Origin of the sequence: Cupriavidus sp. UME77, from assembly GCF_014170355.1 — a bacterium.
Taxonomy (GTDB): Bacteria; Pseudomonadota; Gammaproteobacteria; order Burkholderiales; family Burkholderiaceae; genus Cupriavidus; species Cupriavidus basilensis.
Genome location: NZ_LZZU01000090.1, coordinates 354,937 through 378,462, shown reverse-complemented (window position 1 = coordinate 378,462; position 23,526 = coordinate 354,937). Strand labels below are relative to the sequence as shown.

The 23,526-nt window shown below is 63.7% G+C and carries 25 protein-coding genes; 14 read left to right on the top strand and 11 right to left on the bottom strand.

What is annotated here, in order from left to right:
- The first annotated feature begins 202 nt into the window (after window positions 1-202).
- The gene (locus A9975_RS35435) at window positions 203-829 is read left to right on the top strand and encodes a VTT domain-containing protein (protein ID WP_241754543.1); all 627 of its coding nucleotides are present in this window, start codon (window positions 203-205) and stop codon (window positions 827-829) included.
- A 49-nt stretch (window positions 830-878) separates the two neighbouring features.
- On the opposite strand, the gene A9975_RS35430 is transcribed toward A9975_RS35435, so the two are convergent.
- Window positions 879-1,727 carry a SirB1 family protein gene (locus tag A9975_RS35430; protein WP_150985991.1) on the bottom strand — a complete coding sequence of 283 codons (849 nt, stop codon included), beginning with the start codon at window positions 1,725-1,727 and terminating at the stop codon, window positions 879-881.
- Window positions 1,728-1,962: 235 nt separating this feature from the next.
- Window positions 1,963-3,516 carry a murein biosynthesis integral membrane protein MurJ gene (gene murJ / locus A9975_RS35425; RefSeq protein WP_183036789.1) on the bottom strand — a complete coding sequence of 518 codons (1,554 nt, stop codon included), beginning with the start codon at window positions 3,514-3,516 and terminating at the stop codon, window positions 1,963-1,965.
- Window positions 3,517-3,896: 380 nt separating this feature from the next.
- Here murJ and rpsT point away from each other — a divergent pair, with 380 nt between their 5' ends.
- Window positions 3,897-4,163: a 30S ribosomal protein S20 gene (gene rpsT, locus A9975_RS35420; RefSeq protein ID WP_183036788.1), complete on the top strand. Its 267-nt coding sequence runs from the start codon at window positions 3,897-3,899 to the stop codon at window positions 4,161-4,163.
- A 270-nt stretch (window positions 4,164-4,433) separates the two neighbouring features.
- On the opposite strand, the gene A9975_RS35415 is transcribed toward rpsT, so the two are convergent.
- Window positions 4,434-4,733: a DUF3579 domain-containing protein gene (locus A9975_RS35415; RefSeq protein ID WP_183036787.1), complete on the bottom strand. Its 300-nt coding sequence runs from the start codon at window positions 4,731-4,733 to the stop codon at window positions 4,434-4,436.
- Between the two features lie 396 nt (window positions 4,734-5,129).
- On the opposite strand from A9975_RS35415, the gene argF reads away from it, so the two are divergent.
- The 3 genes from argF to A9975_RS35400 all read left to right on the top strand — a co-directional run bounded on the left by argF (window position 5,130) and on the right by A9975_RS35400 (window position 7,901).
- Window positions 5,130-6,053 (top strand): ornithine carbamoyltransferase, encoded by a 924-nt coding sequence (gene argF / locus A9975_RS35410; RefSeq protein WP_183036786.1) that lies wholly within the window; start codon window positions 5,130-5,132, stop codon window positions 6,051-6,053.
- A 189-nt stretch (window positions 6,054-6,242) separates the two neighbouring features.
- Window positions 6,243-7,472, top strand: coding sequence for an argininosuccinate synthase (locus tag A9975_RS35405; protein WP_035867543.1), 1,230 nt, complete (start codon window positions 6,243-6,245; stop codon window positions 7,470-7,472).
- Window positions 7,473-7,589: 117 nt separating this feature from the next.
- Window positions 7,590-7,901, top strand: coding sequence for a pyrimidine/purine nucleoside phosphorylase (locus tag A9975_RS35400; RefSeq protein WP_043349354.1), 312 nt, complete (start codon window positions 7,590-7,592; stop codon window positions 7,899-7,901).
- A 19-nt stretch (window positions 7,902-7,920) separates the two neighbouring features.
- On the opposite strand, the gene murB is transcribed toward A9975_RS35400, so the two are convergent.
- Window positions 7,921-8,937 (bottom strand): UDP-N-acetylmuramate dehydrogenase, encoded by a 1,017-nt coding sequence (murB, locus tag A9975_RS35395; RefSeq protein WP_183036785.1) that lies wholly within the window; start codon window positions 8,935-8,937, stop codon window positions 7,921-7,923.
- Between the two features lie 140 nt (window positions 8,938-9,077).
- Here murB and A9975_RS35390 point away from each other — a divergent pair, with 140 nt between their 5' ends.
- On the top strand, window positions 9,078-9,563 hold the full coding sequence (locus A9975_RS35390; RefSeq protein ID WP_006157531.1) for a YajQ family cyclic di-GMP-binding protein: 486 nt from the start codon (window positions 9,078-9,080) through the stop codon (window positions 9,561-9,563).
- Window positions 9,564-9,615: 52 nt separating this feature from the next.
- On the opposite strand, the gene A9975_RS35385 is transcribed toward A9975_RS35390, so the two are convergent.
- From A9975_RS35385 to A9975_RS35375, 3 genes are all read right to left on the bottom strand, one after another.
- Window positions 9,616-10,065: a DUF192 domain-containing protein gene (locus A9975_RS35385; protein WP_183036784.1), complete on the bottom strand. Its 450-nt coding sequence runs from the start codon at window positions 10,063-10,065 to the stop codon at window positions 9,616-9,618.
- Window positions 10,066-10,269: 204 nt separating this feature from the next.
- The gene (locus A9975_RS35380; RefSeq protein WP_183036783.1) at window positions 10,270-10,491 is read right to left on the bottom strand and encodes a hypothetical protein; all 222 of its coding nucleotides are present in this window, start codon (window positions 10,489-10,491) and stop codon (window positions 10,270-10,272) included.
- A gap of 103 nt (window positions 10,492-10,594) precedes the next feature.
- A complete protein-coding gene (locus A9975_RS35375; RefSeq protein WP_183036782.1) occupies window positions 10,595-11,269 on the bottom strand; it encodes a pseudouridine synthase in 675 nt (224 codons plus the stop codon).
- Window positions 11,270-11,590: 321 nt separating this feature from the next.
- Between A9975_RS35375 and icd the strand changes: the two genes are divergently transcribed.
- The 4 genes from icd (at window position 11,591) to A9975_RS37845 (ending at window position 15,107) form a co-directional block, all read left to right on the top strand.
- Window positions 11,591-12,841 carry an NADP-dependent isocitrate dehydrogenase gene (icd, locus tag A9975_RS35370; protein WP_183036781.1) on the top strand — a complete coding sequence of 417 codons (1,251 nt, stop codon included), beginning with the start codon at window positions 11,591-11,593 and terminating at the stop codon, window positions 12,839-12,841.
- A 295-nt stretch (window positions 12,842-13,136) separates the two neighbouring features.
- The gene (locus tag A9975_RS35365) at window positions 13,137-13,706 is read left to right on the top strand and encodes a PAAR domain-containing protein (RefSeq protein ID WP_183036780.1); all 570 of its coding nucleotides are present in this window, start codon (window positions 13,137-13,139) and stop codon (window positions 13,704-13,706) included.
- Window positions 13,706-14,407 carry a thioesterase domain-containing protein gene (locus A9975_RS35360; RefSeq protein WP_183036779.1) on the top strand — a complete coding sequence of 234 codons (702 nt, stop codon included), beginning with the start codon at window positions 13,706-13,708 and terminating at the stop codon, window positions 14,405-14,407. The genes A9975_RS35365 and A9975_RS35360 overlap by 1 nt, the downstream gene beginning before the upstream one ends.
- A 232-nt stretch (window positions 14,408-14,639) precedes the next feature.
- Window positions 14,640-15,107, top strand: coding sequence for a type II toxin-antitoxin system mRNA interferase toxin, RelE/StbE family (locus A9975_RS37845; protein WP_370565971.1), 468 nt, complete (start codon window positions 14,640-14,642; stop codon window positions 15,105-15,107).
- Between the two features lie 148 nt (window positions 15,108-15,255).
- Here A9975_RS37845 and A9975_RS35350 read toward each other — a convergent pair whose 3' ends face one another.
- Window positions 15,256-15,462: a cold-shock protein gene (locus A9975_RS35350; RefSeq protein WP_150986000.1), complete on the bottom strand. Its 207-nt coding sequence runs from the start codon at window positions 15,460-15,462 to the stop codon at window positions 15,256-15,258.
- Window positions 15,463-15,975: 513 nt separating this feature from the next.
- Between A9975_RS35350 and clpS the strand changes: the two genes are divergently transcribed.
- The 4 genes from clpS (at window position 15,976) to A9975_RS35330 (ending at window position 20,616) form a co-directional block, all read left to right on the top strand.
- The gene (gene clpS, locus A9975_RS35345) at window positions 15,976-16,302 is read left to right on the top strand and encodes an ATP-dependent Clp protease adapter ClpS (protein ID WP_006157525.1); all 327 of its coding nucleotides are present in this window, start codon (window positions 15,976-15,978) and stop codon (window positions 16,300-16,302) included.
- Window positions 16,299-18,593 (top strand): ATP-dependent Clp protease ATP-binding subunit ClpA, encoded by a 2,295-nt coding sequence (gene clpA, locus A9975_RS35340; protein WP_043349328.1) that lies wholly within the window; start codon window positions 16,299-16,301, stop codon window positions 18,591-18,593. Before clpS ends, clpA begins: the two co-directional genes overlap by 4 nt.
- Before the next feature lie 152 nt (window positions 18,594-18,745).
- Window positions 18,746-19,747 carry a tripartite tricarboxylate transporter substrate binding protein gene (locus tag A9975_RS35335; protein ID WP_183036778.1) on the top strand — a complete coding sequence of 334 codons (1,002 nt, stop codon included), beginning with the start codon at window positions 18,746-18,748 and terminating at the stop codon, window positions 19,745-19,747.
- Between the two features lie 26 nt (window positions 19,748-19,773).
- The gene (locus A9975_RS35330; RefSeq protein ID WP_183036777.1) at window positions 19,774-20,616 is read left to right on the top strand and encodes a VOC family protein; all 843 of its coding nucleotides are present in this window, start codon (window positions 19,774-19,776) and stop codon (window positions 20,614-20,616) included.
- 39 nt (window positions 20,617-20,655) lie between these two features.
- On the opposite strand, the gene dut is transcribed toward A9975_RS35330, so the two are convergent.
- The 3 genes from dut to coaBC all read right to left on the bottom strand — a co-directional run bounded on the left by dut (window position 20,656) and on the right by coaBC (window position 23,509).
- On the bottom strand, window positions 20,656-21,156 hold the full coding sequence (dut, locus tag A9975_RS35325; protein WP_006157522.1) for a dUTP diphosphatase: 501 nt from the start codon (window positions 21,154-21,156) through the stop codon (window positions 20,656-20,658).
- An 87-nt stretch (window positions 21,157-21,243) separates the two neighbouring features.
- Entirely contained in the window at window positions 21,244-22,266 is a 1,023-nt protein-coding gene (locus A9975_RS35320; RefSeq protein ID WP_183036776.1) for an LLM class flavin-dependent oxidoreductase, read from the bottom strand.
- Between the two features lie 46 nt (window positions 22,267-22,312).
- Window positions 22,313-23,509, bottom strand: coding sequence for a bifunctional phosphopantothenoylcysteine decarboxylase/phosphopantothenate--cysteine ligase CoaBC (gene coaBC / locus A9975_RS35315; RefSeq protein WP_183036775.1), 1,197 nt, complete (start codon window positions 23,507-23,509; stop codon window positions 22,313-22,315).
- Window positions 23,510-23,526 lie beyond the last annotated feature (17 nt).

Sequence of the window (23,526 nt, the reverse complement as noted above, 5' to 3'; positions counted from 1 at the left end):
GGATGGGACGGAGCGGCTGGGCGGGGTGCGGGGCTTGGGCAGGCATGGGCGGAATTATACGTGGGTGCGCCGCTTGGCCCATGGGCGCGCGATGGATGAAAAGTGGCTGGACAAGGTGACTTTGGCGCCCGTCCGGTCTTGTATGATGTCGGCAAATTACCGAACGGGGATCGAATTGGATATCGCATTGCAGTTCATCGACATGCTGCTGCACGTCGACAAATACCTAGGCACCGTCATCCAGAACTACGGAGCGTGGGTCTACGCCATCCTCTTCGCCATCGTGTTCGCGGAGACCGGGCTTGTGGTGCTGCCTTTTCTCCCGGGCGATTCCCTGTTGTTTATCGCCGGCGCCTTCTGCGCCACGCACGCCATGAATGAATGGGCGCTGGTCGGCCTGCTGCTGGTGGCGGCGATCGGCGGCAATACGGTCAACTACTTTGTCGGCAGCTGGGTCGGGCCGAAAGTGTTCGACGGCCATTGGCGCTTCCTGGACCAGCAGGCGCTGCGTAAGACGCACGATTTCTACGAGCGCCATGGCGGCAAGATGCTGGTGATGGCCCGTTTCCTGCCGATCGTGCGTACCTTCGCGCCGTTCGTGGCCGGCGTGTCGCAGATGACGTTCGCCAAGTTCCAGCTGTTCAACGTGATCGGCGCGGCGGCCTGGGTGCTGGGCCTGGTGTTTGCCGGCTACTTCTTCGGCAACCTGCCGTTCATCAAGCAGTACCTGAACCTGATCGTGCTGGCGGGCATCGGCGCGGCTGTGGTGCCGCTGGTGCTGGGTGGCCTGTGGAAGCTCGTGCGGGGCGGCAAGCGCCGTCCTTCCTGAGCCAGCGGGGACAGGCCCCGGCCTGCCCCGCCTGGGTTTCAGGTTACTTTCAGCTGACGCTGCGGCTCATCATGCGCAGCGCCGGCATGCGGTCGCGGATCTGCGTGGTGTCGGCCGCATCCGGGCGCGCCATCACATAGGCTTCCAGGTCGGCCAGCGCCGGGCGGAAGCACTCCAGGTTGGCATACGCCAGCCCGCGGTCGCGGACCTCCTCGATCGAGCCGGGCAGCAGGATCACCAGGCGGTTCTGCACCGCCAGCAAGCGCTGCCAGCGCGACTCCTGCAGATAAATCGACTTGAGATTGCGCAGCATGCGCGCCACGATCTCGCGGTGGCTGGCCACCTGCAGGAACAGGCCCAGCGGCACCTCGTTGGGATCCGCGATGCCCTCGCGCTCCAGGTGCGGATCGAGCATCTCCTGCAACTGTTCCTTTGACAAGGTCTCGCCGGTGAGCGGGTCCACCACCACCTCGCCGGCCGGAATCGACATCCGCACCAGGAAATGGTTAGGAAAGGACACGCCCTTGAGCGGCAGCCCGATGTGCTGGCCCAGTTCCATATAGAGCACCGCCAGCGAAATCGGGATGCCGCGCCGCTGCTTGAGCACGACGTTCAGGTACGAGTTGTCGGGGTCGTAGTAGTCGTTCGCGTTGGCGCCGAAGCCCAGGTCGCGGTAGAAGAAATGATTGAGCAGACGCATGCGCTGGATGGCCGGCGTACCTTCGGCGACGCGGCGTTTCAGGCGTACCGCGAGCATGTCGAGCGCTGCGAGCTCGGCCTGCAGGTCCAGGTCCGGATAGGCATCCTGGGCGATCGAGAGCACGGTCTCTGTCAGCGGGATACCGTTCTCGTCTGCCACGAGACTGGCAAAGTATTCCAGGACTTTCGTGGTTGTCATTGCGGCGTTCCTGAATGCGGCCTGGCGGCTGTTCCAGATGAATGCTGGCGGCGTGGCGTGCGTTCCCGAACGGTAGGGTGTTGGTACCGTCCGCGGTCGCGCGCCTGGGCAGAACCGCTTCGTCTCATTCTGACACAACCTCAGTAGCCTTGACCCTGCACCGCGCGCTGCCGCGACCCCTGGCCGGTGCCGTCTGGCACTGGCGAAAAGGGCAGGTTTGGCAGGCGGGGGCTTGTTAGCCGGCTCTCCGCTTGAAAGCGGAGTATCTCAGCCCCATGAGCCACAGTGTACCGAAGTAGACGACTGCCGCAAGTACCAGGCACGAGGCGAGCAGGGCGATACGCAACAATGGCGTGGCACCCAGGGCGACCCAGTCGAAGTTGCGGGCGAACCACAGCAGCATGCCCGCCAGCAGCGTTACGGCGGTCAGCAACTGGGCCAGGAACAGCCACCAGCCCTTGGCTGGCGAGTAAAAGCCGCGCTTGCGCAGGCCAAGGAACAGCAGCAGCGCGTTGACGGTGGCGCCGAAGCTGATCGACAACGCCAGGCCCGCATGGCCAAAGCGCGGCACGAAGACGTAGTTGGACAACTGCGTGATCACCAGCACCAGCAGGGCGATCTTGACGGGCGTGCGGATGTCCTGGCGGGCATAGAAGCCCGGCGCCAGGATCTTGATCAGGATCAGTCCCAGCAGGCCGATGCCGTAGGAGACCAGCGCCTGGCGGGTCATTTCCACCGCATGCGCGTCGAACTTGCCATAGTTGAACAGTACCGCCGTGAGCGGCGCGCCGAACACGAACAGCCCGACCGCGCACGGCACGGCCAGCAGGAAGGTCAGGCGCAGGCCCCAGTCCAGCAAGCCGGAGTATTCGGCCCGGTTTTCCTCGGCGCTGGCTTTCGACAGGCTCGGCAGCAAGATGGTGCCCAGCGCCACGCCCAGCAGCGCGGTCGGGAATTCCATCAGGCGGTCGGCATAGGTCAGGTAAGACACGCTGCCGGCGGCCAGGCGCGAGGCGATATTGGTATTGATGATCAGGCTGATCTGGGCCACCGAGACCGCCAGCAGCGCCGGCGCCATCTGCCGCATGACGCGGCGCACGCCGGGCTCCGCCCACGCCGCGCGCAGGTTCAAGCGCAGGCGCGGCATCACGCCCAGGCGCCGGAGCGCCGGGATCTGCACCGCCAGTTGCAGGATGCCGCCCACCAGCACGCCCCAGGCCTGCGCGTAAATCGGCTGCGCCATATGGGGGCCGACAAACAGTGCGGCGATGATCAGGCAGATATTGAGCAGCACCGGGGTGAAGGCCGGCATGGCAAAGCGGCGCCAGGTGTTCAGGATGCCCGAGGCCAGCGCCACCAGTGAGATCAAGCCGATGTAGGGAAACATCACACGCGTCATGAAGACCGCAGCGTCATAGGTTTCGCCGCCATGCTGGCGAAAGCCCGTGGCGACCACCATCATGACCACCGGCGCGCCGATCACGCCAAGCAGCGAGACGCCCATCAGGACCCAGGTCATGACCGTGGCAACGGCATCGATCAGCGCCCGGGTCTCGGTCTCGCCGCGTTTGCTGTGGTATTCACCCAGGATTGGCACGAAGGCTTGCGAGAACGCGCCCTCGCCGAAGATCCGGCGCAGCAGGTTGGGGATGCGGAACGCCACGTTGAAGGCGTCGGTCATGTCCGAGGCGCCGAAGGCACGCGCGATCAGGATCTCGCGGATGAGGCCTGTGATGCGCGACAGCATCGTCAGGCTGCTGATGGTGGCGAGCGCTTTGAGCAGGTTCAAGATGGTCCGGCGGCAAGGGGTGGCGGCGGCAGCGTGGGTCGGACCGCCGGTGCGAACCGGGTTCAGACGCCGGGCGCGCGCCAAAGTTGCATCGAGGCCACGCGAGGGCGGGGCCGGTGTGGCGCGTATTATACGGTTTGGCCCCGCAGGCGCCCGGATATGCACGTATATCGGCCTTTGCTTCGCCCAGCTCGAGATGAGGTGTGGCTCGGCTTGCCAGCCGCTTTTTCTTGTGTGTATAATTGCCGATTCACAAGGCTAGTTGCGTTCCGGATTCGTGTGCCAGTGCATCCCGGGTCGCTTGATGTGCACTTAATTGTGTCCGCGGTTTGCTCCGTCCTCCCGTCGGGCACGCATCTGAATTCAGGAAATCTACTTAAATGGCAAATTCCGCACAAGCTCGCAAGCGCGCGCGCCAGGCCGTCGCCCAGAACGCCCACAACTCCAGCCTGCGTTCGCGTCTGCGTACCGCAGTGAAGGCTGTTCGCAAGGCGATCGAAGCCGGCGACAAGGCTGCTGCTGCCGAGATCTTCAAGAACTCGCAATCGATCATCGACGCTATCGCCGACAAGAAGATCGTGCACAAGAACAAGGCCGCACGCCACAAGTCGCGCCTGTCGTCGGCTATCAAGTCGATGGCTGTCTGATATAGGCACTGGTGCCGGGCGCAAGCCAGGCACCTTCCGGCTGTTCGCCGGCCATTGTGTGGCTGCGTCGCTTCGGTGGCGTGTCACGGTCCTGGTCAGGTTGTCAGTCGGCAGGGTGGGTCGTCTCAGGGCGGCCCAGCCGATAAAAAAGGCTCGTCATTTGACGAGCCTTTTTTGCTTTGTGCTTTGTGCCTTGTGCTTTGGGCTGGCGCCCGTCCAGATGGTGCGAGTGGCCAGCTGCGGCCATGCCGCAGCTGCTTCAGTGCGAGCTCACTCCAGCGAGCAGGCTTCGACCAGTTGCAGGTTGTTGTCGCGGGCGAAGTTGAGCACAAAGTCGAGCGCTTTGGGTTCGATGTCGCGCAGCCGCGCATCGACCACCACGCTCTTCAGCCCGCCGGCTATCACTGGCCGCACATAGGGTGAGTAAGTGATGCGGGGGTCCCCGGTGTCGCCTTCGGGGCGGAATTGCGCCATCACGCCGCACAGTCGTTCAGCCCAGTCGCTTGGGCGGAAGGTCTTGCCTTCCTTGGTGATGCCTTGGATAAAGTATTCGCGAACTGTGGGCTTCATGAGACTGCGGGGATAAGACAGGTGACTCGACGGTAAACCCGCCAGACTGACCAAACGGAAGCCCGTTTGACGCGGCCAGGAAACAATTAGTTCGTTTCATTCCGGCCGTGGCGGCGGGGGCGTCGGTGTCGGCGGGGGCACTTTTGATGCCGGCAGCGGGCGGTGGCATGGGTATGCCGGGCCCCGCGTGAATCAGCCGGTATTATATCTTATATAAGACTCGCGCATAAGCCTCCGTGCCGGGCGACGCGCCGTGCATGCTCGCCAAAGCCACAATAATCCCTTATGATTCTTACAGTTAAATTGCGTAAGCGACGCGAAAGGCGGCTCCGCGGCATGGTCAGGTCATGAACCCTTCATGGCGGCATGCCACCACCGAGCCGCCTTCTTTGTTTTATGAGCCCAACTTCGATCAAGCATTACCTCCAGTTCAGCGACCTGACTCCCGACGAGTACGAGTACCTGCTGGACCGCGCACGGATTCTGAAGACCAAGTTCAAGAACTACGAGACATGGCATCCGCTGCACGACCGCACGTTGTCCATGATCTTCGAGAAAAACTCGACTCGTACGCGCTTGTCGTTCGAGGCCGGCATCCACCAGCTCGGTGGCCACGCCGTCTTCCTCAACACCCGCGACTCCCAGCTGGGGCGCGGCGAGCCGATCGAGGATGCGGCGCAGGTGATCTCGCGCATGGTCGACATCATCATGATCCGCACCTTCGGGCAGGAAATCATCGAGCGTTTCGCCGCGCATTCGCGCGTGCCGGTGATCAACGGGCTGACCAACGAATACCATCCCTGCCAGGTGCTGGCCGATGTCTTCACTTACATCGAGCAGCGTGGCAGCATCCGCGGCAAGACCGTTGCATGGATCGGTGACGCCAACAATATGGCCTACACCTGGATCCAGGCGGCAGAGCGCCTCGGCTTCACGTTCCATTTCTCGGCGCCTCCCGGCTACCAGCTCGATCCGGTCATGGTGCCGGCAACGGCCGCTCATCTGGTCAAGGTGTTCGACGATCCGCTGACCGCCTGCCAGGGTGCCGACCTGGTCACCACCGACGTGTGGACCAGCATGGGCTATGAGGCCGAGAACGACGCGCGCAAGCGCGCCTTCCAGAACTGGATGGTGACTACCGCCATGATGGATCGCGCCGGCGACGATGCCCTGTTCATGCACTGCCTGCCTGCCCACCGCGGCGAGGAAGTCGAGGCCGCCGTGATCGACGGCCCCAAGAGCGTGGTCTGGGAAGAGGCAGAAAATCGCCTGCACGTGCAGAAGGCGCTGATGGAATACCTGCTCTGCGGGCGTTACTGACCGCTGGTGGGGCGACGCCACGATTGGCGCACATGCGGTGCGCCAATCCGGTGCCCGCATGCTCGCCCGGCTCGCCAAGTGCCGCCCAAGCCGGGGCGGACGTGTCAAAATAGCGGTTTTTCCGCGTCCCTTTTTCTCGCGTGACTGGCTTAGTGGCCGGCCGCGCTTACTTTTCGCATCGAGTCGAACATGAGCGATATCAAGAAAGTCGTGCTCGCCTACTCCGGCGGGCTGGACACTTCGGTGATCCTGAAGTGGCTGCAAGACACCTATCAGTGCGAGGTGGTCACCTTTACCGCCGACATTGGCCAGGGCGAGGAACTCGAACCTGCCCGCCAGAAGGCGCTCAAGTTCGGCATCAAGCCGGAAAACATCTTCATCGACGACCTGCGCGAAGAGTTCGTGCGCGATTTCGTCTTCCCGATGTTCCGCGCCAACGCCGTCTATGAAGGCGAGTACCTGCTCGGCACCTCGATCGCGCGTCCGCTGATCGCCAAGCGCCAGATCGAGATCCTGCGCAGCACTGGCGCCGACGCCGTGTCGCACGGCGCTACCGGCAAGGGCAACGACCAGGTTCGCTTCGAGCTGGGCTACTACGGCCTCGAGCCGGGTGTGAAGGTCATCGCCCCGTGGCGCGAGTGGGACCTGCTGTCGCGCGAGAAGCTGCTGGCCTATGCTGAAAAGGCCGGCATCGAAATCGACATGAAGCACAAGAAGGGCGGCGCCCCGTACTCGATGGACGCCAACCTGCTGCACATCTCCTTCGAAGGCCGCCACCTGGAAGACCCCAAGGCCGAGGCCGAGGAAGACATGTGGCGCTGGACCGTGTCGCCGGAGAACGCACCGGACGCGGCCGAGTACCTGGACGTCGAGTTCGAGGGCGGCGACATCGTTGGCCTGAACGGCAAGCGCATGACCCCGGCTGAAGTGCTGACCGAGCTGAACCGCCTGGGCGGCAAGCACGGCATCGGCCGCCTTGACCTGGTGGAAAACCGCTACGTCGGCATGAAGAGCCGTGGCTGCTACGAAACCCCTGGCGGTACCATCATCCTGAAGGCCCACCGCGCTATCGAGTCGATCACGCTCGACCGCGAAGTGGCTCACCTGAAGGACGACCTGATGCCGCGCTACGCCAGCCTGATCTACAACGGCTACTGGTGGAGCCCGGAGCGCCGCGCGCTGCAAGTGCTGATCGATCACACCCAGGCCAAGGTCAACGGCTGGGTCCGCGTCAAGCTGTACAAGGGCAATGTGATCGTGGTCGCCCGCGACTCCAAGGACACGCTGTTCGACAAGACCATCGCGACCTTCGACGATGACGGCGGCGCCTACAACCAGGCCGACGCCGGCGGCTTCATCAAGCTGAACGCGCTGCGCATGCGCATCGCCGAAAACGCTCGCCGCCAGCGCGGCGAGTAAGCCAGACCGCAGGCATGCAACAGAAGAGGGGCCGTCATGGCCCCTTTTTTGCGCCGCCTTGCCCTCCGGTATTCCCGATTCAGTTATCCAGTACCAAGAGCATCAAGGAGAAATAGCGTGAGCCAGTTCGACAACGTATCCGTCGTCAAGAAAGCCAACCTGTACTTCGACGGCAAGTGCGTGAGCCACACCGTGCTGTTCCCGGACGGCACCCGCAAGACGCTGGGCGTGATCTTCCCCGCTGCGCTGACCTTCAACACCGGCGCCCCGGAGATCATGGAAATCAATGGCGGCGTGTGCCGCGTCAAGCTGGCTGGCGAAGACCAGTGGCAAACCTATGGCGCTGGCCAGCAGTTCAATGTGCCCGGCGACAGCAGCTTCGATATCGAAGTGACCGAAACGCTGGACTACGTCTGCCACTTCGGTTGAGCGCGGCAGCCCGGACGGTTTAAAGCACCACCGGCTCGGGCTCGATTCGCACGCCGAAGCGGGCTTGCACCGCATCGGCGATGCGGTGCGCCAGCGCCAGCAGCGCCTGCCCGGTGCCGCCGCCGTGGTGCACCAGCACCAGCGCCTGCTTGCCATAGACGCCCACCGGGCCGTCGCTGACCCCCTTGAATCCACACTGGTCGATCAGCCAGCCGGCTGCCAGCTTGTAGCTGCCATCAGGCTGGGCATGGCTGACCAGGTTGGGATACCGGGCCAGCAGCGCGTCGCGCTGGTCGGCGCCCACCACGGGGTTCTTGAAGAAGCTGCCGGCATTGCCGACCTGGGCCGGATCGGGTAGCTTGCGTGAGCGGATCGCGATCACCGCGTCGCGGATGCGGTCTGCCGTGGAATGCGCCGCAGGATCTTGCGCCAGCTCGCGCGCCAGTTCCGCATAGCCCAGCACTGGCTGCCACGGCAGCGGCAGGCGCAGGGTGACGGCAGTGATGATGTAGCGGTCCCGCCCCTCACGCTTGAACAGGCTGTCCCGGTAGGCGAACTGGCACTGCTCCAGCGTCAGGTGGACGAATTCGCCGCGATGGCGGTCGAACGCGCGCAGGCTGTCGAAGCGCTCGCGCAGCTCCACGCCGTAGGCGCCGATGTTCTGGATCGGCGCCGCGCCCGCGGTGCCGGGGATCAGGGCCAGGTTTTCCAGCCCCGGAAGGCCGTCGGCGATCGTGCGGCAGACCAGCGCATGCCAGTTCTCGCCGGCACCGGCCGTCACCAGGTGGGCGGCATCCGCCGAGGCCACCGCGTAGCCGGGAATCTCCATCAGCAGCACCAGCGCGTCGAGGTCCTGCGTAAGGACCACATTGCTGCCGCCGCCGAGCACCACCAGCGGCAGGCCTTGCGCGCGGGGATCGGCCAGGGCGGCCAGCAGGTCGGCTTCGCTGCGCACGTGCACCGCAAAGCGCGCGCGCACGTCGAATCCGAATGTATTGTGGCGGCGCAGGGGATAAAATTCGAGGAAATCTGCCATGCAAGGGAAAGGTGAAGCGGCCCGCCGGGGTCGACGGCACCGGACTGCAGGGTAGGCTGGATTATACGTAAGCGCCGCCGCCAGCCGGCGCGCGCCCGGTACAGGCAATAAGCAACACGCAGCAAGACAAGGAGAATGCAATGCCGTCGTTTGACGTAGTGTGCGAAGCGAACATGATCGAGGTGAAGAACTCGGTCGAGCAGGCCAACAAGGAAATCACGAACCGCTTCGACTTCAAGGGTTCGGATTCGCGGGTCGAGCACAAGGAGAACGAGCTCACCGCGTTCGCCGATGACGATTTCAAGCTCGGCCAGGTCAAGGACGTGCTGATCAGCAAGATGGCCAAGCGCAATGTCGACGTGCGCTTCCTCGACTACGGCAAGACCGAGCGCATCGGCGGCGACAAGGTCAAGCAGGTCATCACCATCAAGAAGGGCGTCACCGGCGACCTGTCGAAGAAGATCGTCAAGATGATCAAGGACAGCAAGATCAAGGTGCAGGCCAGCATCCAGGGTGACGCGGTGCGCGTCACGGGGACCAAGCGTGACGATCTCCAGAGCGTGATCGCGCTGCTGCGCAAGGACGTCCCCGAGGCGCCCCTGGACTTCAACAACTTCCGCGACTGATCCTGTCGCCGGCAGGCGTGGCAGCCATGCTGCCGCGCGCCTGCTTTTTTCTTTAGCGCGCCTGCGGCAGGCCGCCGATCTTCGCGCCGGCCTTCAGGCCCTTCTGCGCAAACCAGCCCTTGTTCATCTCCAGCGCGTAGCGTACGGCCGCGCGCGGGCAGTGGTTGTCCTCGGTCTGGGGTGCCATGTCTTCGATATTGACGATGGACCCGTCATCGGCCAGGAAGGCGATCGACAGGGGCAGGTCGGTATTCTTCATCCAGAAGCAGTGTCCGGCCTTCTCTTCGAACACGAACAGCATGCCCTCGTTGGCGGGCATGGTCTTGCGATACATCAGGCCGAGCTCGCGGGCTTCCGGCGTGGCGGCGATTTCCGCCTTGATCGCGTACATGCCAGCGGTGAGTTGCCTGACCGGCAGGCTGGCCGGGGACTGGGCACAGGCGGTGGCCATGGCGGCAAGGGCGCAGCCGCTGACGAGCAGGTTCTTGAGCAAAGGGCGCATGAGTTGGAGCGGCGAATGACGGGTTCGGGACAGCCGCCAGCATAGCGCAGCTACCGCGCGAGCGGCACGGACAAATATTCCACTTCGTTGCAGCAGGCCTTATGTTGCAGCAGGCCTTATTGTCGCGAGCAAGAAAAAAGGCAGGCGCCCTGCGGGCAACCTGCCTTGCTTGCCGGGCGCAAAGCCCGGCCTGCCTGCAAACTCTTACTTCGTTGCAGCAGCGTCAACCTTGGCAGCCGGAGCAGCCTTGGTCTTGCTGTGAGCGTGCTTCTTGGACTTCTTGGTGCTCTTCGTCGCGGGCTTTGCAGCCGGTGCTTCGGCGGCAGGCGCTGCAGCAGCCGGGGCTGCCGGTGCGGGTGCGGCGGCTTGGGCGAAAACGCCGGTGGCGAACAGGCCGGCAACCAGAGCAGCGATCAGTTTGTTCATGCTTAACTACCTCGAAGGTAAATCGATTCGGAAGAGTTGACTCGTATGCGACGTGTCAGTGTCAAAAACGAAACGAGGCAGTGAGCCGTTGACCCGCGACTTGTTAATATTTGTAACTTTTTGCGCGAGGGCGTGCGTGGCGCCGCTCCGCCGGGCTGGTCGCCGTCCCCGATCCACGCCCGCGCACGATCGCACGGGGACGTGGCGCGGCTACGGCTTCCAGGCCGAGCGCGCTCGGGTCGATCTCGCACCATTGCCCTGGCGCGAGGCCGAGCGTACGCAAGTCGAGCATGCCAATTTGCACGCGCACCAGGCGCAAGGTCGGAAATCCCACCGCCGCGGTCATGCGGCGCACCTGGCGGTTCTTGCCCTCGTGGATCTCGAGTTCGAGCCATTGGGTCGGGATGGCGGCGCGAAATCGCACAGGCGGATGGCGTGGCCACAGAAAGTCTGGCTCATCGATGCAGCGCGCTCGCGCCGGCAGCGTGCGGAAGTCTCCGAGGTCGACGCCATTGCGCAGGTGCGCCAGGGCAGCTTCGCCGGGCACGTTTTCGACCTGGGCCAGATACGTCTTGGGCAGTTTGTGGTGCGGATCGGCGATGCGCGCCTGCAGGGTGCCATCATCGGTCAGCAGCAGCAGGCCTTCGCTGTCAGCATCGAGCCTTCCCGCCGGATACACGCCGGGCCGCTGCACGCAGTCGGCGAGAGTCGGGCGCGACGGGTGCGCGGAGAACTGGCTCATGGTGCCGAAGGGTTTGTTCAGTGCGATCAGCGTCATCGAGAGTATTGGGGTCTGGCGCGCGGGTGGGCGCTTGAATGGCTTCGGTATGGGGCGTCAGTATGCCGTAGCCCTGTCCGGGCGGCACGGGGCCGGCCAGGATGGCGGATCATGAAATTTTGCTGCATAATACGAAACGGTCTTATGTCTTATATAAGACCTGTGTGCGTGTGACGCATAGCCGGGCAGTCCGCGTGTGGTGCGCAGCGGCATCGCCTGCGCGCCAATCGCCGTTAAAATGCCCGCGCGCCCCCCAAATCTCGCCGTCTGGTCACGAACCCGGCGGCTCGTTGCAACCCCCCGTTCCGTACTGGAGACGTCATGTATCAACACATCAAGGTTCCGGCCGGCGAAAAGATCACGGTCAACCAGGATTTTTCGCTGAATGTTCCGGACAATCCGATCATTCCATTCATCGAAGGCGACGGTACGGGCCTGGATATCACCCCGGTGATGATCAAGGTGGTCGATGCAGCCGTGGCCAAGGCCTACGGTGGCAAGCGCAAGATTTCCTGGATGGAGATCTACGCCGGCGAGAAGTCGACCAAGGTGTATGGCCCTGACGTGTGGCTGCCTGAAGAAACCCTGGAAGTCCTCAGGGACTACGTGGTGTCCATCAAGGGCCCGCTGACCACGCCGGTTGGCGGCGGCATCCGCTCGCTCAACGTGGCGCTGCGCCAGCAGCTGGACCTGTACGTCTGCCTGCGCCCGGTGGCGTACTTCAAGGGCGTGCCCTCGCCGGTGCGCGAGCCGCAAAAGATCGACATGGTGATCTTCCGCGAGAACTCGGAAGACATCTACGCCGGGATCGAATGGGAAGCGGAAAGCGACCAGGCCAAGAAGCTGATCGCCTTCCTGCAGAACGAAATGGGCGTGAAGAAGATCCGTTTCCCGGATACCTCTGGCATTGGCGTCAAGCCGGTCTCCAAGCAGGGCACCAAGCGCCTGGTGCGCAAGGCCATCCAGTACGCGATCGACAACGACAAGCCGTCGGTGACCATCGTGCACAAGGGCAACATCATGAAGTTCACCGAAGGTGGCTTCCGTGACTGGGCCTACGAGCTGGCACAGCAGGAATTCGGCGCCGAGCTGATCGACGGCGGCCCGTGGTGCAAGTTCAAGAACCCGAAGACCGGCCGCGAAATTGTCATCAAGGACGCCATCGCCGACGCCTTCCTGCAGCAGATCCTGCTGCGCCCGGCCGAATATTCGGTGATTGCCACGCTGAACCTGAACGGCGACTACATCTCCGACGCGCTGGCGGCCCAGGTTGGCGGCATCGGCATTGCCCCGGGCGCCAACCTGTCGGATTCCGTGGCCATGTTCGAAGCCACCCACGGCACCGCACCAAAGTACGCCGGCAAGGACTATGTGAACCCGGGTTCCGAAATCCTCTCCGCGGAAATGATGCTGCGCCACATGGGCTGGACCGAAGCCGCCGACCTGATCATCTCCTCGATGGAGAAGTCCATCCTGTCGAAGAAGGTCACCTATGACTTCGCCCGCTTGCTCGAAGGCGCGACACAGGTGTCGTGCTCGGGCTTTGGGCAGGTGATGATCGACAATATGTAATCGAAGTTCGGGCCGTCTCAGCCTGAACCGAAACCCCGGCGACTCAACGGTCGCCGGGGTTTTTTTCATCACGTCGTACCAGGAGGGACTCCCCGGCAAGGGTGCAGCCAGGTCGATATAAAAAAAGACCGAATAGGACACATAAGGAAGATGCTCTCCGCACTTGCAGAAATGTCCGATTGATTTTAGTGCTGTATCGCGCATAAATAGGGGGGCGCCAAACGCCTATCAATCAATCCATGGGAGAACGTATGCACAACGTGAAGCAGTTGACCGCAACTTGGGCGGCCAAACCATGATGCGCAGAGTTGCGTGTGCGGGCGACAGGCTTTCACCAGATGGCGTCATCCTCCCGTATGACGGGCCAGTTTTCACTATCGGCGACGGTGCCGGCCACCAGGTAGCGCTTATCGGTGGGCAAGCCTACTGCGAAGCCTGCAAGAGCACCGGCACCATTGCAAAGTCTGGCGGACCGAGCCGTATTAGCTTCATGGGCGAGACAGCGGCTGATGGCGATATCGTGCTCTGCAAGTGCCCGACACATCCGCGCATTATCGCCACTCTCGCCGGCGAGACTTGGTGCGACGACGAAGCCGAGAGTGCTGGAATGGCAAGCATGCAGGAAGTTATCGCAGGCACATCGGATTTCACAGCGGCACCCTTCTTCGCCTCTAATCCCCGCTACGACCAACAGGTGCAACTCCTGGACGAAAACTCCGGCCAACCCCTGGCACGCCGGCGCTACCGCCTGACAGGTGATGGCGGATCGATCGAGGCGCGAACGGACGACAGCGGTATGACCGAGCGTATTTCGAGCGATACCGCAGCGACCATGACGCTGGAGATTTTTGGGGAGGATGCCTGATGCAACCAATCAAGACGATACAAATTCCATTGACTCCGATTGAGAAGCGCGCGCCCGTGAAGGTTTATCTGCTGCGGCCTCGCGGGACTCTGTATTGGGGTGGGGCCGGACTTGATGGAGGCTACGTGCGGCCGCAACTGGAGGCATTCAGGAAGGCCGGGGTTACCCACTGCTTTGCAGGCCTTACAAACTCGGCGACTGCCGATCTTCCCAAGGGCACGGGCTATGCATTTGCGGGCACGTTGCTCGATGCCATTCGGTCCGGTCTGGCCATCCGCTCACGCGATGACGGGGAATGGACAATCACAAGCGGCATGGCGGCAGAGGCTCCCCAATTCAATCTGATAGGTTACAGCTATGGGTCACTGCTAGCGGCTCAGACGGCATGGTCATATGCTCGTGCCGGGCACGTGATTGATCATCTCGTTTTGGTGGGGTCACCTATCGAGGCAGGGTTTCTCGCCGATCTGCGTAGCCACAAGGGTATTCGCAAGACCACTGTAATCAATCTGACTGAACATGGAGATCCGATTTACGCCGGGATGCCATGGGCAGAGCTTGCTGTGGCGGCACCGCTGCTCGGCAAACAAATGATTGCAGACAAAGGGGAAGGGCATTTCTACTATGCGCATGTGATGCCAGACAGCCTGCGGCGTTGGACCGCCCTAGCGCAGCGAGTCGCTGACGAGGGGCTCCGATGAAACGGGCCAGTGGCAGGCTTGCACGCGCCGTGGACTGCATCAGTATTGGCCTAGCGCTTCTGGGCGTGGCCTTTGGCGCCTACACAGTAGCTACGCCGATAACAACCATCGACCAGGTGACGATCGGCCCTCTGGTGGCGGTTGCCGGCGCCGCACTTGCTCTGGCTTGTCTCCTGGCTCTGATTGGCCTGGTGCTTGTGTTGCTAGCGCTTGTTCTAGTTGCTCCTGGGCGGTGGCGCATCATTGCCTCCTATTGCGTAGGGGTGGCGTTCTTCGTCGGCACCTTCCTACTCGCGGATTCCTGGGCGGCCCGTCACCTACCCCCACGGCAGACGAGCGCTGCCGCCATAATCGGCAATCTCGATGTAAGTGCTTAGCCATCCCTCCGCAGTCCGACGGCGCGCCGTTCGGGCCTGAGTGGCTGGACCATGCGCTCATGGGCGGCTGGGCCGACCATCGCGAATGCCACGTTGGCGGCGACTTCCTGTTGATCTACTGGCTAGAAAGTGCCGACACTGGAGGGCAATATATTTTTCGCCTAATGACGCACATTTCGGGGTGTTTGAATGTGCGGAAACAGCCAAAATTGTGCAAAAAGACACCAAAGAGCTACAAAAACAACCGGAAATCAATGAGGAATCGAAGTGGCAGGCTAAAAGGCGCGACCAGCGAGCAAACAAAAAGCCCGGCATTGACCTGACCGGGCTTTTTATCGGATGCGTTACGTGCTGCTGTTCAGCCTGCGTGCCTTGGGGCGGGGCAGGCCGATCCCGTTCCGGGGGTGATCCCCCGCATCCTGTCGTGGCCGCCTCAAGCTCTACCGGCTGGTGCGGCCGCGCACCGAATCTTCAGGCGTTATCCTGGATATTGGTGGCTTGTTTGCCCTTGGGGCCCTGGATGATTTCGAAGGATACGCGCTGACCCTCTTTCAGGGTCTTGAAGCCATTCATCTGGATGGCCGAAAAGTGCGCAAACAGTTCTTCTTCGCCGTCGTCCGGCTTGATGAACCCAAAGCCCTTGGCGTCATTGAACCATTTGACGATACCGCTTGCCATAAACTCCCCCAACAAAAAAAGCAGGATACGAGCGGGGGAAAGCGCCGCGGCCAGTGGGCGCCCGGCTAGTGTTCTTGCGCGCTGCCCGGATGGAACCGGGTCGGGCGCAAAGGTACGACTGTGCGGGCACCGCGTGGCGGCCAGTTTGATGTGCTGACTCGCCGCCGCTGGATTCGTGGGCCTCCCTGCTCACGGATCACTCAGTCCGGATTATTGCTTGGCTCGCGTAACCAGACGTGAATGTGCGGACGATTCTTCTGTCAAACCTGCGCACTGTCAAGTTGGCAGATTCCCCACTCCCGGTAGGGTGTGGCGGGAAAGGAACGGCTGTAGATGGTATTTTGGAGGGAAAGGACGCACCGCGAAGGCGTGCGCCCTCCCGTCCAAGTGACCCACGAGTGAACCCGGATGCCTTCGGCGTCCACGGAATCTGGATGGCCGCTGCATCGGCCTCTTGAATCCGGTGTCTTTTCCCCAAATTGCAGAGTTGTGCGTAAGGGTTAGAATAAAGCCATGGCTACACGGCTGGCAAATGTCCCACAACGCGAAGCAGGCACCGTACTGGAGCGGAAAGAGCAGGCGCTCAAACCGCCCGCCATGTACAAGGTGTTGCTGCTGAATGACGACTTCACCCCGATGGAGTTCGTCGTGATGATCCTGCAGCAGTATTTCAGCAGGGACCGGGAGACGGCAACGCAGATCATGTTGACCGTCCACCGGGAGGGTAAGGGGGTCTGCGGCATCTATACCAGGGATATCGCGGCAACGAAGGTCGAGCTGGTGTCAACCCACGCACGGCAGGCGGGTCATCCGTTGCAGTGCGTGATGGAGGAAGCATGATTGCGCAAGAATTGGAAGTCAGCCTGCACATGGCGTTTGTTGAAGCCCGGCAGGCACGCCACGAGTTCATAACCGTGGAGCACCTGCTACTGGCGTTGCTTGACAACCCCACGGCAGCGGAAGTCTTGCGCGCCTGCGCAGCCAATATTGAGGATTTGCGCACCAGTCTGAAGAACTTCATCGCGGACAACACGCCCGTGGTGCCTGGTACCGACGAGGTGGATACCCAGCCTACGCTGGGCTTCCAGCGCGTCATCCAGCGCGCCATCATGCATGTCCAATCCACTTCCAACGGCAAGAAGGAAGTGACCGGGGCCAATGTCCTGGTGGCGATCTTTGGCGAGAAGGACTCGCACGCGGTGTACTACCTCCAGCAGCAGGGCGTGACCCGGCTGGATGTGGTCAATTTCATCAGCCATGGCATCCGCAAGGACCAGGCCGAGCCCGCCAAGCATGGCGACGGCACGGCCGAGGGCGAAGGCGGTGATGGCAAGGAGAGCCCGCTCGAGCAGTTTACCCAGAACCTGAACACGCTGGCCAAGGCCGGCAAGATCGATCCGCTGATCGGCCGCGAGAGCGAGGTCGAGCGGGTGGTCCAGGTACTCTGCCGCCGGCGCAAGAACAACCCGCTGCTGGTGGGCGAGGCGGGCGTTGGCAAGACCGCGATCGCCGAAGGCCTGGCCTGGCGCATCACCAAGAACGAAGTGCCCGACATCCTCGAGAAGGCGGTCGTGTACTCGCTCGATATGGGCGCCCTGCTGGCCGGCACCAAGTACCGCGGCGACTTCGAGCAGCGCCTCAAGGGCGTGCTGAAGTCGCTCAAGGACAATCCGAACGCGATCCTGTTCATCGACGAGATCCACACGCTGATCGGCGCGGGCGCCGCTTCGGGCGGGACGCTGGACGCCAGCAACCTGCTCAAGCCGGCACTGTCGTCGGGCCAGCTCAAGTGCATCGGCGCGACCACCTTCACCGAATACCGTGGCATCTTCGAGAAGGACGCGGCCCTGTCGCGCCGTTTCCAGAAGATCGACGTGGTGGAGCCATCGGTCGACCAGACCGTGCAGATCCTGCGCGGCCTGAAGTCGCGCTTCGAAGAGCACCATGGCGTCAAGTACGCGGCAGCGGCGCTGACTGCGGCGGCCGAGTTGTCGGCGCGCTTCATCACCGACCGCCACCTGCCGGACAAGGCCATCGATGTGATCGATGAGGCCGGTGCAGCCCAGCGCATCCTGCCAAAGTCCAAGCAGAAGAAGACCATCGGCAAGGGCGAGATCGAGGACATCGTTTCGCGCATCGCGCGCATCCCGCCGCAGAGCGTCAACCAGGATGACCGCAGCAAGCTGCAGACCCTGGATCGCGACCTGAAATCGGTGGTGTTCGGCCAGGAGCCGGCCATCGAGGCGCTGGCTTCGGCCATCAAGATGTCGCGCGCTGGCCTGGGCAAGACGGACAAGCCGATCGGCTCCTTCCTGTTCTCCGGCCCGACCGGGGTGGGCAAGACCGAAGTGGCCAAGCAGCTTGCCTTCATCATGGGCATCGAGCTGCTGCGCTTCGACATGTCCGAATACATGGAACGCCATGCGGTGAGCCGGCTGATCGGCGCTCCGCCGGGATATGTGGGCTTTGACCAGGGCGGCCTGCTGACCGAGGCCGTCACCAAGAAGCCGCACTGCGTGCTGCTGCTGGACGAAATCGAGAAGGCGCATCCGGATATCTTCAACATCCTGCTGCAGGTGATGGATCATGGCGCGCTGACCGATAACAATGGCCGCCGCGCCGACTTCCGCAACGTGATCATCATCATGACCACCAACGCGGGAGCGGAAACCATGAACCGCGCCACCATCGGCTTCACGTCCTCGCGCGAGCAGGGCGACGAGATGGTCGACATCAAGCGCATGTTCACGCCGGAGTTCCGTAACCGGCTGGATGCCATCATCAGCTTCCGCTCGCTCGACGAGGAAATCATCCTCCGCGTGGTCGACAAGTTCCTGATGCAGCTTGAGGAGCAGCTTCACGAGAAGAAGGTGGAAGCCAGCTTCAGCGACCACCTGCGCAAGTTCCTCGCCAAGAAGGGTTTCGACCCGCTGATGGGCGCGCGGCCGATGCAGCGCCTGATCCAGGACCTGATCCGCAAGGCGCTGGCTGACGAACTCCTGTTCGGCAAGCTGGTGTCCGGTGGCCGGGTGGTGGTGGATCTCGACGAGCAGGACCAGATCAAGCTGGACTTTGCCGAGGCCGCCGCGGAACCGCCAGAAGCGCCGGAAAACGAGAAAGCGGAAGTCTAGGACAAAGCGCGAGGAGCGGGCAGAGCGGACCTTGCCTGCAATTCGTGCTATCCTCGGGCAAAATACAGGGCGGCAGCGATGCCGCCCTTTTTGTTTTGGCCCGGTGCGGCTGCGCACCGCAGTTGTGTGCCCGCCATCCGTCTGAGTACCCGATGTCCCAATCCCAACGCTCGCGGCTGCGCCGCCTGCTGCTCAAATCGTTGCCCTTTGGCGCGATGCCCCTGATTCCCGTGCCTGGCCTGGCTGCCCTGGGTGGCGACGCGTCCGGCCGTCCGATCGCCATGGTGTTGCCATTCCCTCCGGGAGGCAGCGTCGATATCGTCGCACGCCAGCTGCAGCCCGGCCTGAAGAGCGGGCTCGGCCAGACGGTGGTGATCGACAACAAGCCAGGCGCCGGCGGCCTGATTGCTTCGAGCACCGTGGCCCGGGCCAAGCCTGACGGCAGCACGCTGTTGATGGCGTTCGACACCCATGCCATCAACCCGTTTGCGTACAAGAACCTGCCCTACGATACCTTCCGCGACTTCACGCCGATCTCTCAACTGGTGCGTTTTCCGCTGGTGATCGCGGCCAACCCGTCGTTGCCGGCGTCCAACGTGAAGGAGTTGGTCGCCATGGCGCGGCAGAAACCGGAGAGCATCCACTACGCGTCTTCTGGCATCGGCAGCCTTAACCAGCTCGCCGCCGAGGCGCTGGCGACCGAGGCCGGGGTGCGCTTTCTCCACGTGCCGTACAAAGGTGGCGGCCCGGCGGTGCAGGCTGTTCTGTCCAATGAAGTCGACATATTTTTCTCCAGTTATGCGGCCGTGCAGGCGCATGTGGCTGCCAAGACGATCAAGCTGCTTGGCGTGACCGGCACCACCCGCCTGCGCCAGTTCCCGCAGTTGCCAACCGTGGCCGAGCAAGGCTATCGCGGTTTCGAAGCCTATTCATGGATCGGCGTGTTTGGCCCGGCCGGGTTGCCGGAGCCGACGGTGGCGCGCCTGCACGATGCCTTGGTTCAGTCGCTGCGGCAGCAGCGCGTGGTGGATGCGCTGGCCATGCAGGGCTTCGAGATCGTGGGCGGCAGCCCCGCCGAGCTGGCCAGCCTGGTGCGCCACGAGCACGACAAATGGCAGGCGGTGGCGCGCAAGGCCAATATCCAGTTCGATTGAAGCGAGAATTGAAGCGAGAGGGTGCGATGACGATGGAACCGCTAGACCACGCCGTGATGGTGTGTCCCGACCTTGACGCTGCGGCGCAAGCCTGGCGCGGGTTTGGCTTCACGCTGACGCCGCGCGGTTACCACACGCTCGGCTCGCAGAACCATTGCGTCATGCTGACGCGCGACTATCTTGAGCTGCTGCATGTCACCGCGCCAAGCCCGACGCGGCAGTATTACTGGGATGCGCAGCAGGCCGGGGGCGGCTGCGCGGGGCTGTCCTGCAAGAGCAGCGATACGTTTACCGCCGCGGCACAGCTGCGCGGTGGCGGCTGGCACACTTCGGACCCGATCGAGTTCTCGCGGCCGGTGCGGCTGGACGATGGCACGGAGCATCCCGCGACCTTCCGCGTCGCCGCGATCGACGATGCGCCGGGCGCGCGCTTTTTCATCTGCGAACACCGCACGCCGGAGCTGCTGTGGCGTCCGGAATGGACCACGCATGCCAACGGTGCCGTGGGCATCGCTACGATGTTCCTGGTGGTGGCGCCGTCCCTGGTGGAGGCTGCCGGACATGCCTATGCCGAACTGACCGGCGGCGAGATGACGCAACTGAGCGATCACATCTGCAGCCTGGCGCTGGATGGCGCCACGCTGGTGGTGACCACGCCGCAGGCGCTTGCAGCCGCGACAGGCACCGAGCATGTGCGCCGTGCCGTGCCGGGGTACGCCGCCATCCGGCTGCGCACCAGCGACCTGGCCGCGGCTCGCCGCGGCTGGCGTGAGGCGCGCGTCGGGGCGCTCGACCTGGGGCCCGATGAGAGCTTGATTCCTGCCTCTCTGGCAGGCGGCGTGGCACTGCTGTTCGAGCAGGCGCGCTAACGCAGTATCGTCAAGCGCGCCGGCTTTCCCGTTTCCCGCTTAGCTGCCGCTCTTGGCGTGATGCACGCCGGTTGAGCCGAAGCCGCCCGCGCCCCGAACCGTGTCTTCGGAGAACACTTCCACGGTCTTGAACACGGGCCGCAGCACCGGCACGAACATCATCTGCGCGATGCGCTCGCCCGGCTGGATCACGATCGGCTCGGTGCCGGGCGCATTGCGGTTCCACACGCTCACCATGATCGGGCCCTGGTAGTCGGCGTCGATCACGCCGATCGAGTTGCCCAGCACCAGCCCTTTCTTGTGGCCCAGGCCAGAGCGCGGCGCGATGGTGGCCGCCATGTAGGGGTTGCCCATGTGCACGGAGATGCCGGCTGGCACCAGTTGCGCCGGCGTGCCCGGCTCGATGGTGAGCGCGGCATCCAGGCAGGCGTGCAGGTCGATCGCCGCCGCCATATCGCTCTGGTAAGCCGGCAGGCCCCATTCATGCAGGCGTGCGTCAAGCACCTTGATTTCGACGGTGGGGTTGGCTTCGAATGTCATGGCTGGTCGGTCCCGGGAAAACTAAAACGTTGGCAACCCGAGATGATAGCCGAGCTTGGTCGCCCCCTCGGCCGCCATTAGTGGCCCTTAGTCGCCCGACAGGTCGAACGCCTGCGCCAGCAGCTCGTAGGTGCGCAGCCGCGCCGCGTAGCTGGCGGCCACGCTCAGCACCACCAGTTCGTCGGCAAGGAAGCGCTCGCGCAGGGCCAGCATGCGCTGCGCTACCTGTTCGGGCGTGCCGCAGATGGTGCGCGGGCGCTCGCGCTCGACGATCAGCCGGTCGCGCTCGCTGAGCTCGTGCTGCGCGGCCTGCTCGAGCGAGGGGATCGGCGCGTTGACGCCATAGGCCATCTGCAGCCGGCGCAGGTCGACGGCGCGCTCCAGCTCCGCCGCCTCGGCCTCGGTGTCGGCGCAGATCACGAAGATCGCCGCTGCGCTGTAAGGCTGCTCGTCATAGCCTGCCTCGAAATCGCGGCGGTACTGCTGTGCGACGGCGTGCCCCACATGCGGGTTGATAAAGTGGGCAAAGGCAAAGCGCAGCCCCAGGCGCGCCGCCAGGGCGCCGCCGAAGTCGCTGGATCCCAGCACCCAAAGCTGCGGCCGCGTATCGATCTCGGGCTGCAGCACAACGCCCTCGGCGATATGGCCGGGCGGCATCTCGCCACGGAACAGCCAGGACAGGTCCCGCACTTGCTCCTCGAACTGGTCGCCCCGGTTGTACTGGCCCATGGCCACCGCCTGCGCGGTCCGCATGTCGCCGCCCGGCGCGCGCCCCACGCCAAGATCGATGCGGCCCGGGAACAGGCCCTCCAGCATGCGGAACTGCTCCGCCACCTTGAAGGGGCTGTAGTAAGGCAGCATGACGCCGCCCGAGCCCAGCCGGATGCGCTTGGTCACGCTGCCCAGGCGCGCCAGCATGACTTCCGGCGCCGGATTGCACACGCCGCGCAGCCCGTGGTGCTCGGCGCACCAGTAGCGGGTGTAGCCCAGCGCATCGGCGGCCTGCGCCAGTTCCACGGTGGCGGCAAGCGCATCGCGCGCATTGTGGCCGGCGATGACCGGGCTCTGGTCCAGTACGGAGAGGCGCAGTTTGGGTTTGCTTGCAGACATGTCGAGGGTCGGGGCCGGGTGATGTTCGGGGGCTGGGCGCGCGGACTCAACGGCGCGCGGGCAGGCGCTCGGCGATGGCCGCGACCAGGTCGCGCGCCAGCGTCAGCTTGTCGGCGCGCGGCAGGCGGGTCATGCCTTGGGCATCGAACAGCACGATCTCGTTGTCGTCCATGCCGAAAGTGTGGTGGCCGATATTGCCCACCAGCAGCGGCACGTTCTTGCGCTGGCGCTTTTGCTCGCCATATTGTTCGAGCTTTTCGCTCTCGGCGGCAAATCCCACGCAATAGGGCGCGTTCGGCTTTGCGGCCACGGCGGCGAGGATGTCGGGGTTCTGCACGAAGTGCAGCGTCGGCGTGTCGCTATCGTTGGCCTTCTTCAGCTTCTGGCTGGCGACTTCGGCGGGACGCCAGTCTGCCACCGCCGCGACCGCAATAAACACATCGGCGCCTGGCAAGCCCGCCATCACCGCATCGTGCATCTGTTGCGCGCTTTCCACGTCGGTGCGAGCCACACCGCGCGGCGTGGGCTGGCCGGTCGGGCCGGCCACCAGCACTACGTCGGCGCCGGCCTCGCGGGCCGCGCGCGCGATGGCAAAGCCCATCTTGCCAGAGGAACGGTTGGTAATGCCGCGCACCGGGTCGATGGCTTCAAAGGTGGGGCCGGCCGTGATGACCACGCGCCGCCCGGCCAGCGGCTTGGGCTGGAAGAACGCGATGATGTCGGCAAGCAGTTCCGATGGCTCCAGCATGCGGCCGTCGCCGACTTCGCCACACGCCTGATCGCCGCTGCCGGGGCCCAGCAGGGTTACGCCGTCCTTTCGCAACTGGGCGGCGTTGCGCTGGGTGGCGGGGGCCTGCCACATCTGCAGGTTCATGGCCGGTGCCACCAGCAACGGACAGTTGCGGGCGATGCACAGGGTGGTCAGCAGGTCGTCGCACAGGCCGTGCGTCAGCTTGGCGAGGAAATCGGTGGAGGCGGGCGCGACCAGGATGGCGTCGGCTTCGCGCGAGAGATCGATATGGGCCATGTTGTTGCCCACGCGTGCGTCCCATTGGGAGGTGAAGACCGTGCGCCCGGAGAGTGCCTGCATGGTCACCGGCGTGATGAATTGGGTCGCGCCTTCGCTCATGACCACCTGCACGGTGGCGCCGGCCTTGGTCAGCAGGCGGACCAGTTCGGCCGATTTATAGCAGGCGATGCCGCCGGTCAGGCCAAGGACGAGATGCTTGCCTCGCAGATCCATGGATATGCTCTTCGCTT

Bases quoted from the DNA above. Each gene is read 5' to 3' on its own strand.
- A9975_RS35350 (WP_150986000.1), bottom strand. From the start codon at position 15,462: ATGGCAAGCGGTATCGTCAAATGGTTCAATGACGCCAAGGGCTTTGGG.
- A9975_RS35360 (WP_183036779.1), top strand. From the start codon at position 13,706: ATGCAACCAATCAAGACGATACAAATTCCATTGACTCCGATTGAGAAG.
- A9975_RS35320 (WP_183036776.1), bottom strand. From the start codon at position 22,266: ATGTCTGCAAGCAAACCCAAACTGCGCCTCTCCGTACTGGACCAGAGC.
- argF (WP_183036786.1), top strand. From the start codon at position 5,130: ATGAGCCCAACTTCGATCAAGCATTACCTCCAGTTCAGCGACCTGACT.
- clpS (WP_006157525.1), top strand. From the start codon at position 15,976: ATGGCTACACGGCTGGCAAATGTCCCACAACGCGAAGCAGGCACCGTA.
- A9975_RS35380 (WP_183036783.1), bottom strand. From the start codon at position 10,491: ATGAACAAACTGATCGCTGCTCTGGTTGCCGGCCTGTTCGCCACCGGC.
- A9975_RS35430 (WP_150985991.1), bottom strand. From the start codon at position 1,727: ATGACAACCACGAAAGTCCTGGAATACTTTGCCAGTCTCGTGGCAGAC.
- coaBC (WP_183036775.1), bottom strand. From the start codon at position 23,509: ATGGATCTGCGAGGCAAGCATCTCGTCCTTGGCCTGACCGGCGGCATC.
- rpsT (WP_183036788.1), top strand. From the start codon at position 3,897: ATGGCAAATTCCGCACAAGCTCGCAAGCGCGCGCGCCAGGCCGTCGCC.
- A9975_RS35385 (WP_183036784.1), bottom strand. From the start codon at position 10,065: ATGCGCCCTTTGCTCAAGAACCTGCTCGTCAGCGGCTGCGCCCTTGCC.
- A9975_RS35405 (WP_035867543.1), top strand. From the start codon at position 6,243: ATGAGCGATATCAAGAAAGTCGTGCTCGCCTACTCCGGCGGGCTGGAC.
- A9975_RS35375 (WP_183036782.1), bottom strand. From the start codon at position 11,269: ATGACGCTGATCGCACTGAACAAACCCTTCGGCACCATGAGCCAGTTC.
- A9975_RS35335 (WP_183036778.1), top strand. From the start codon at position 18,746: ATGTCCCAATCCCAACGCTCGCGGCTGCGCCGCCTGCTGCTCAAATCG.
- A9975_RS35365 (WP_183036780.1), top strand. From the start codon at position 13,137: ATGATGCGCAGAGTTGCGTGTGCGGGCGACAGGCTTTCACCAGATGGC.
- icd (WP_183036781.1), top strand. From the start codon at position 11,591: ATGTATCAACACATCAAGGTTCCGGCCGGCGAAAAGATCACGGTCAAC.
- A9975_RS35330 (WP_183036777.1), top strand. From the start codon at position 19,774: ATGACGATGGAACCGCTAGACCACGCCGTGATGGTGTGTCCCGACCTT.
- A9975_RS35435 (WP_241754543.1), top strand. From the start codon at position 203: ATGCTGCTGCACGTCGACAAATACCTAGGCACCGTCATCCAGAACTAC.
- A9975_RS35415 (WP_183036787.1), bottom strand. From the start codon at position 4,733: ATGAAGCCCACAGTTCGCGAATACTTTATCCAAGGCATCACCAAGGAA.
- murB (WP_183036785.1), bottom strand. From the start codon at position 8,937: ATGGCAGATTTCCTCGAATTTTATCCCCTGCGCCGCCACAATACATTC.
- A9975_RS35390 (WP_006157531.1), top strand. From the start codon at position 9,078: ATGCCGTCGTTTGACGTAGTGTGCGAAGCGAACATGATCGAGGTGAAG.
- dut (WP_006157522.1), bottom strand. From the start codon at position 21,156: ATGACATTCGAAGCCAACCCCACCGTCGAAATCAAGGTGCTTGACGCA.
- clpA (WP_043349328.1), top strand. From the start codon at position 16,299: ATGATTGCGCAAGAATTGGAAGTCAGCCTGCACATGGCGTTTGTTGAA.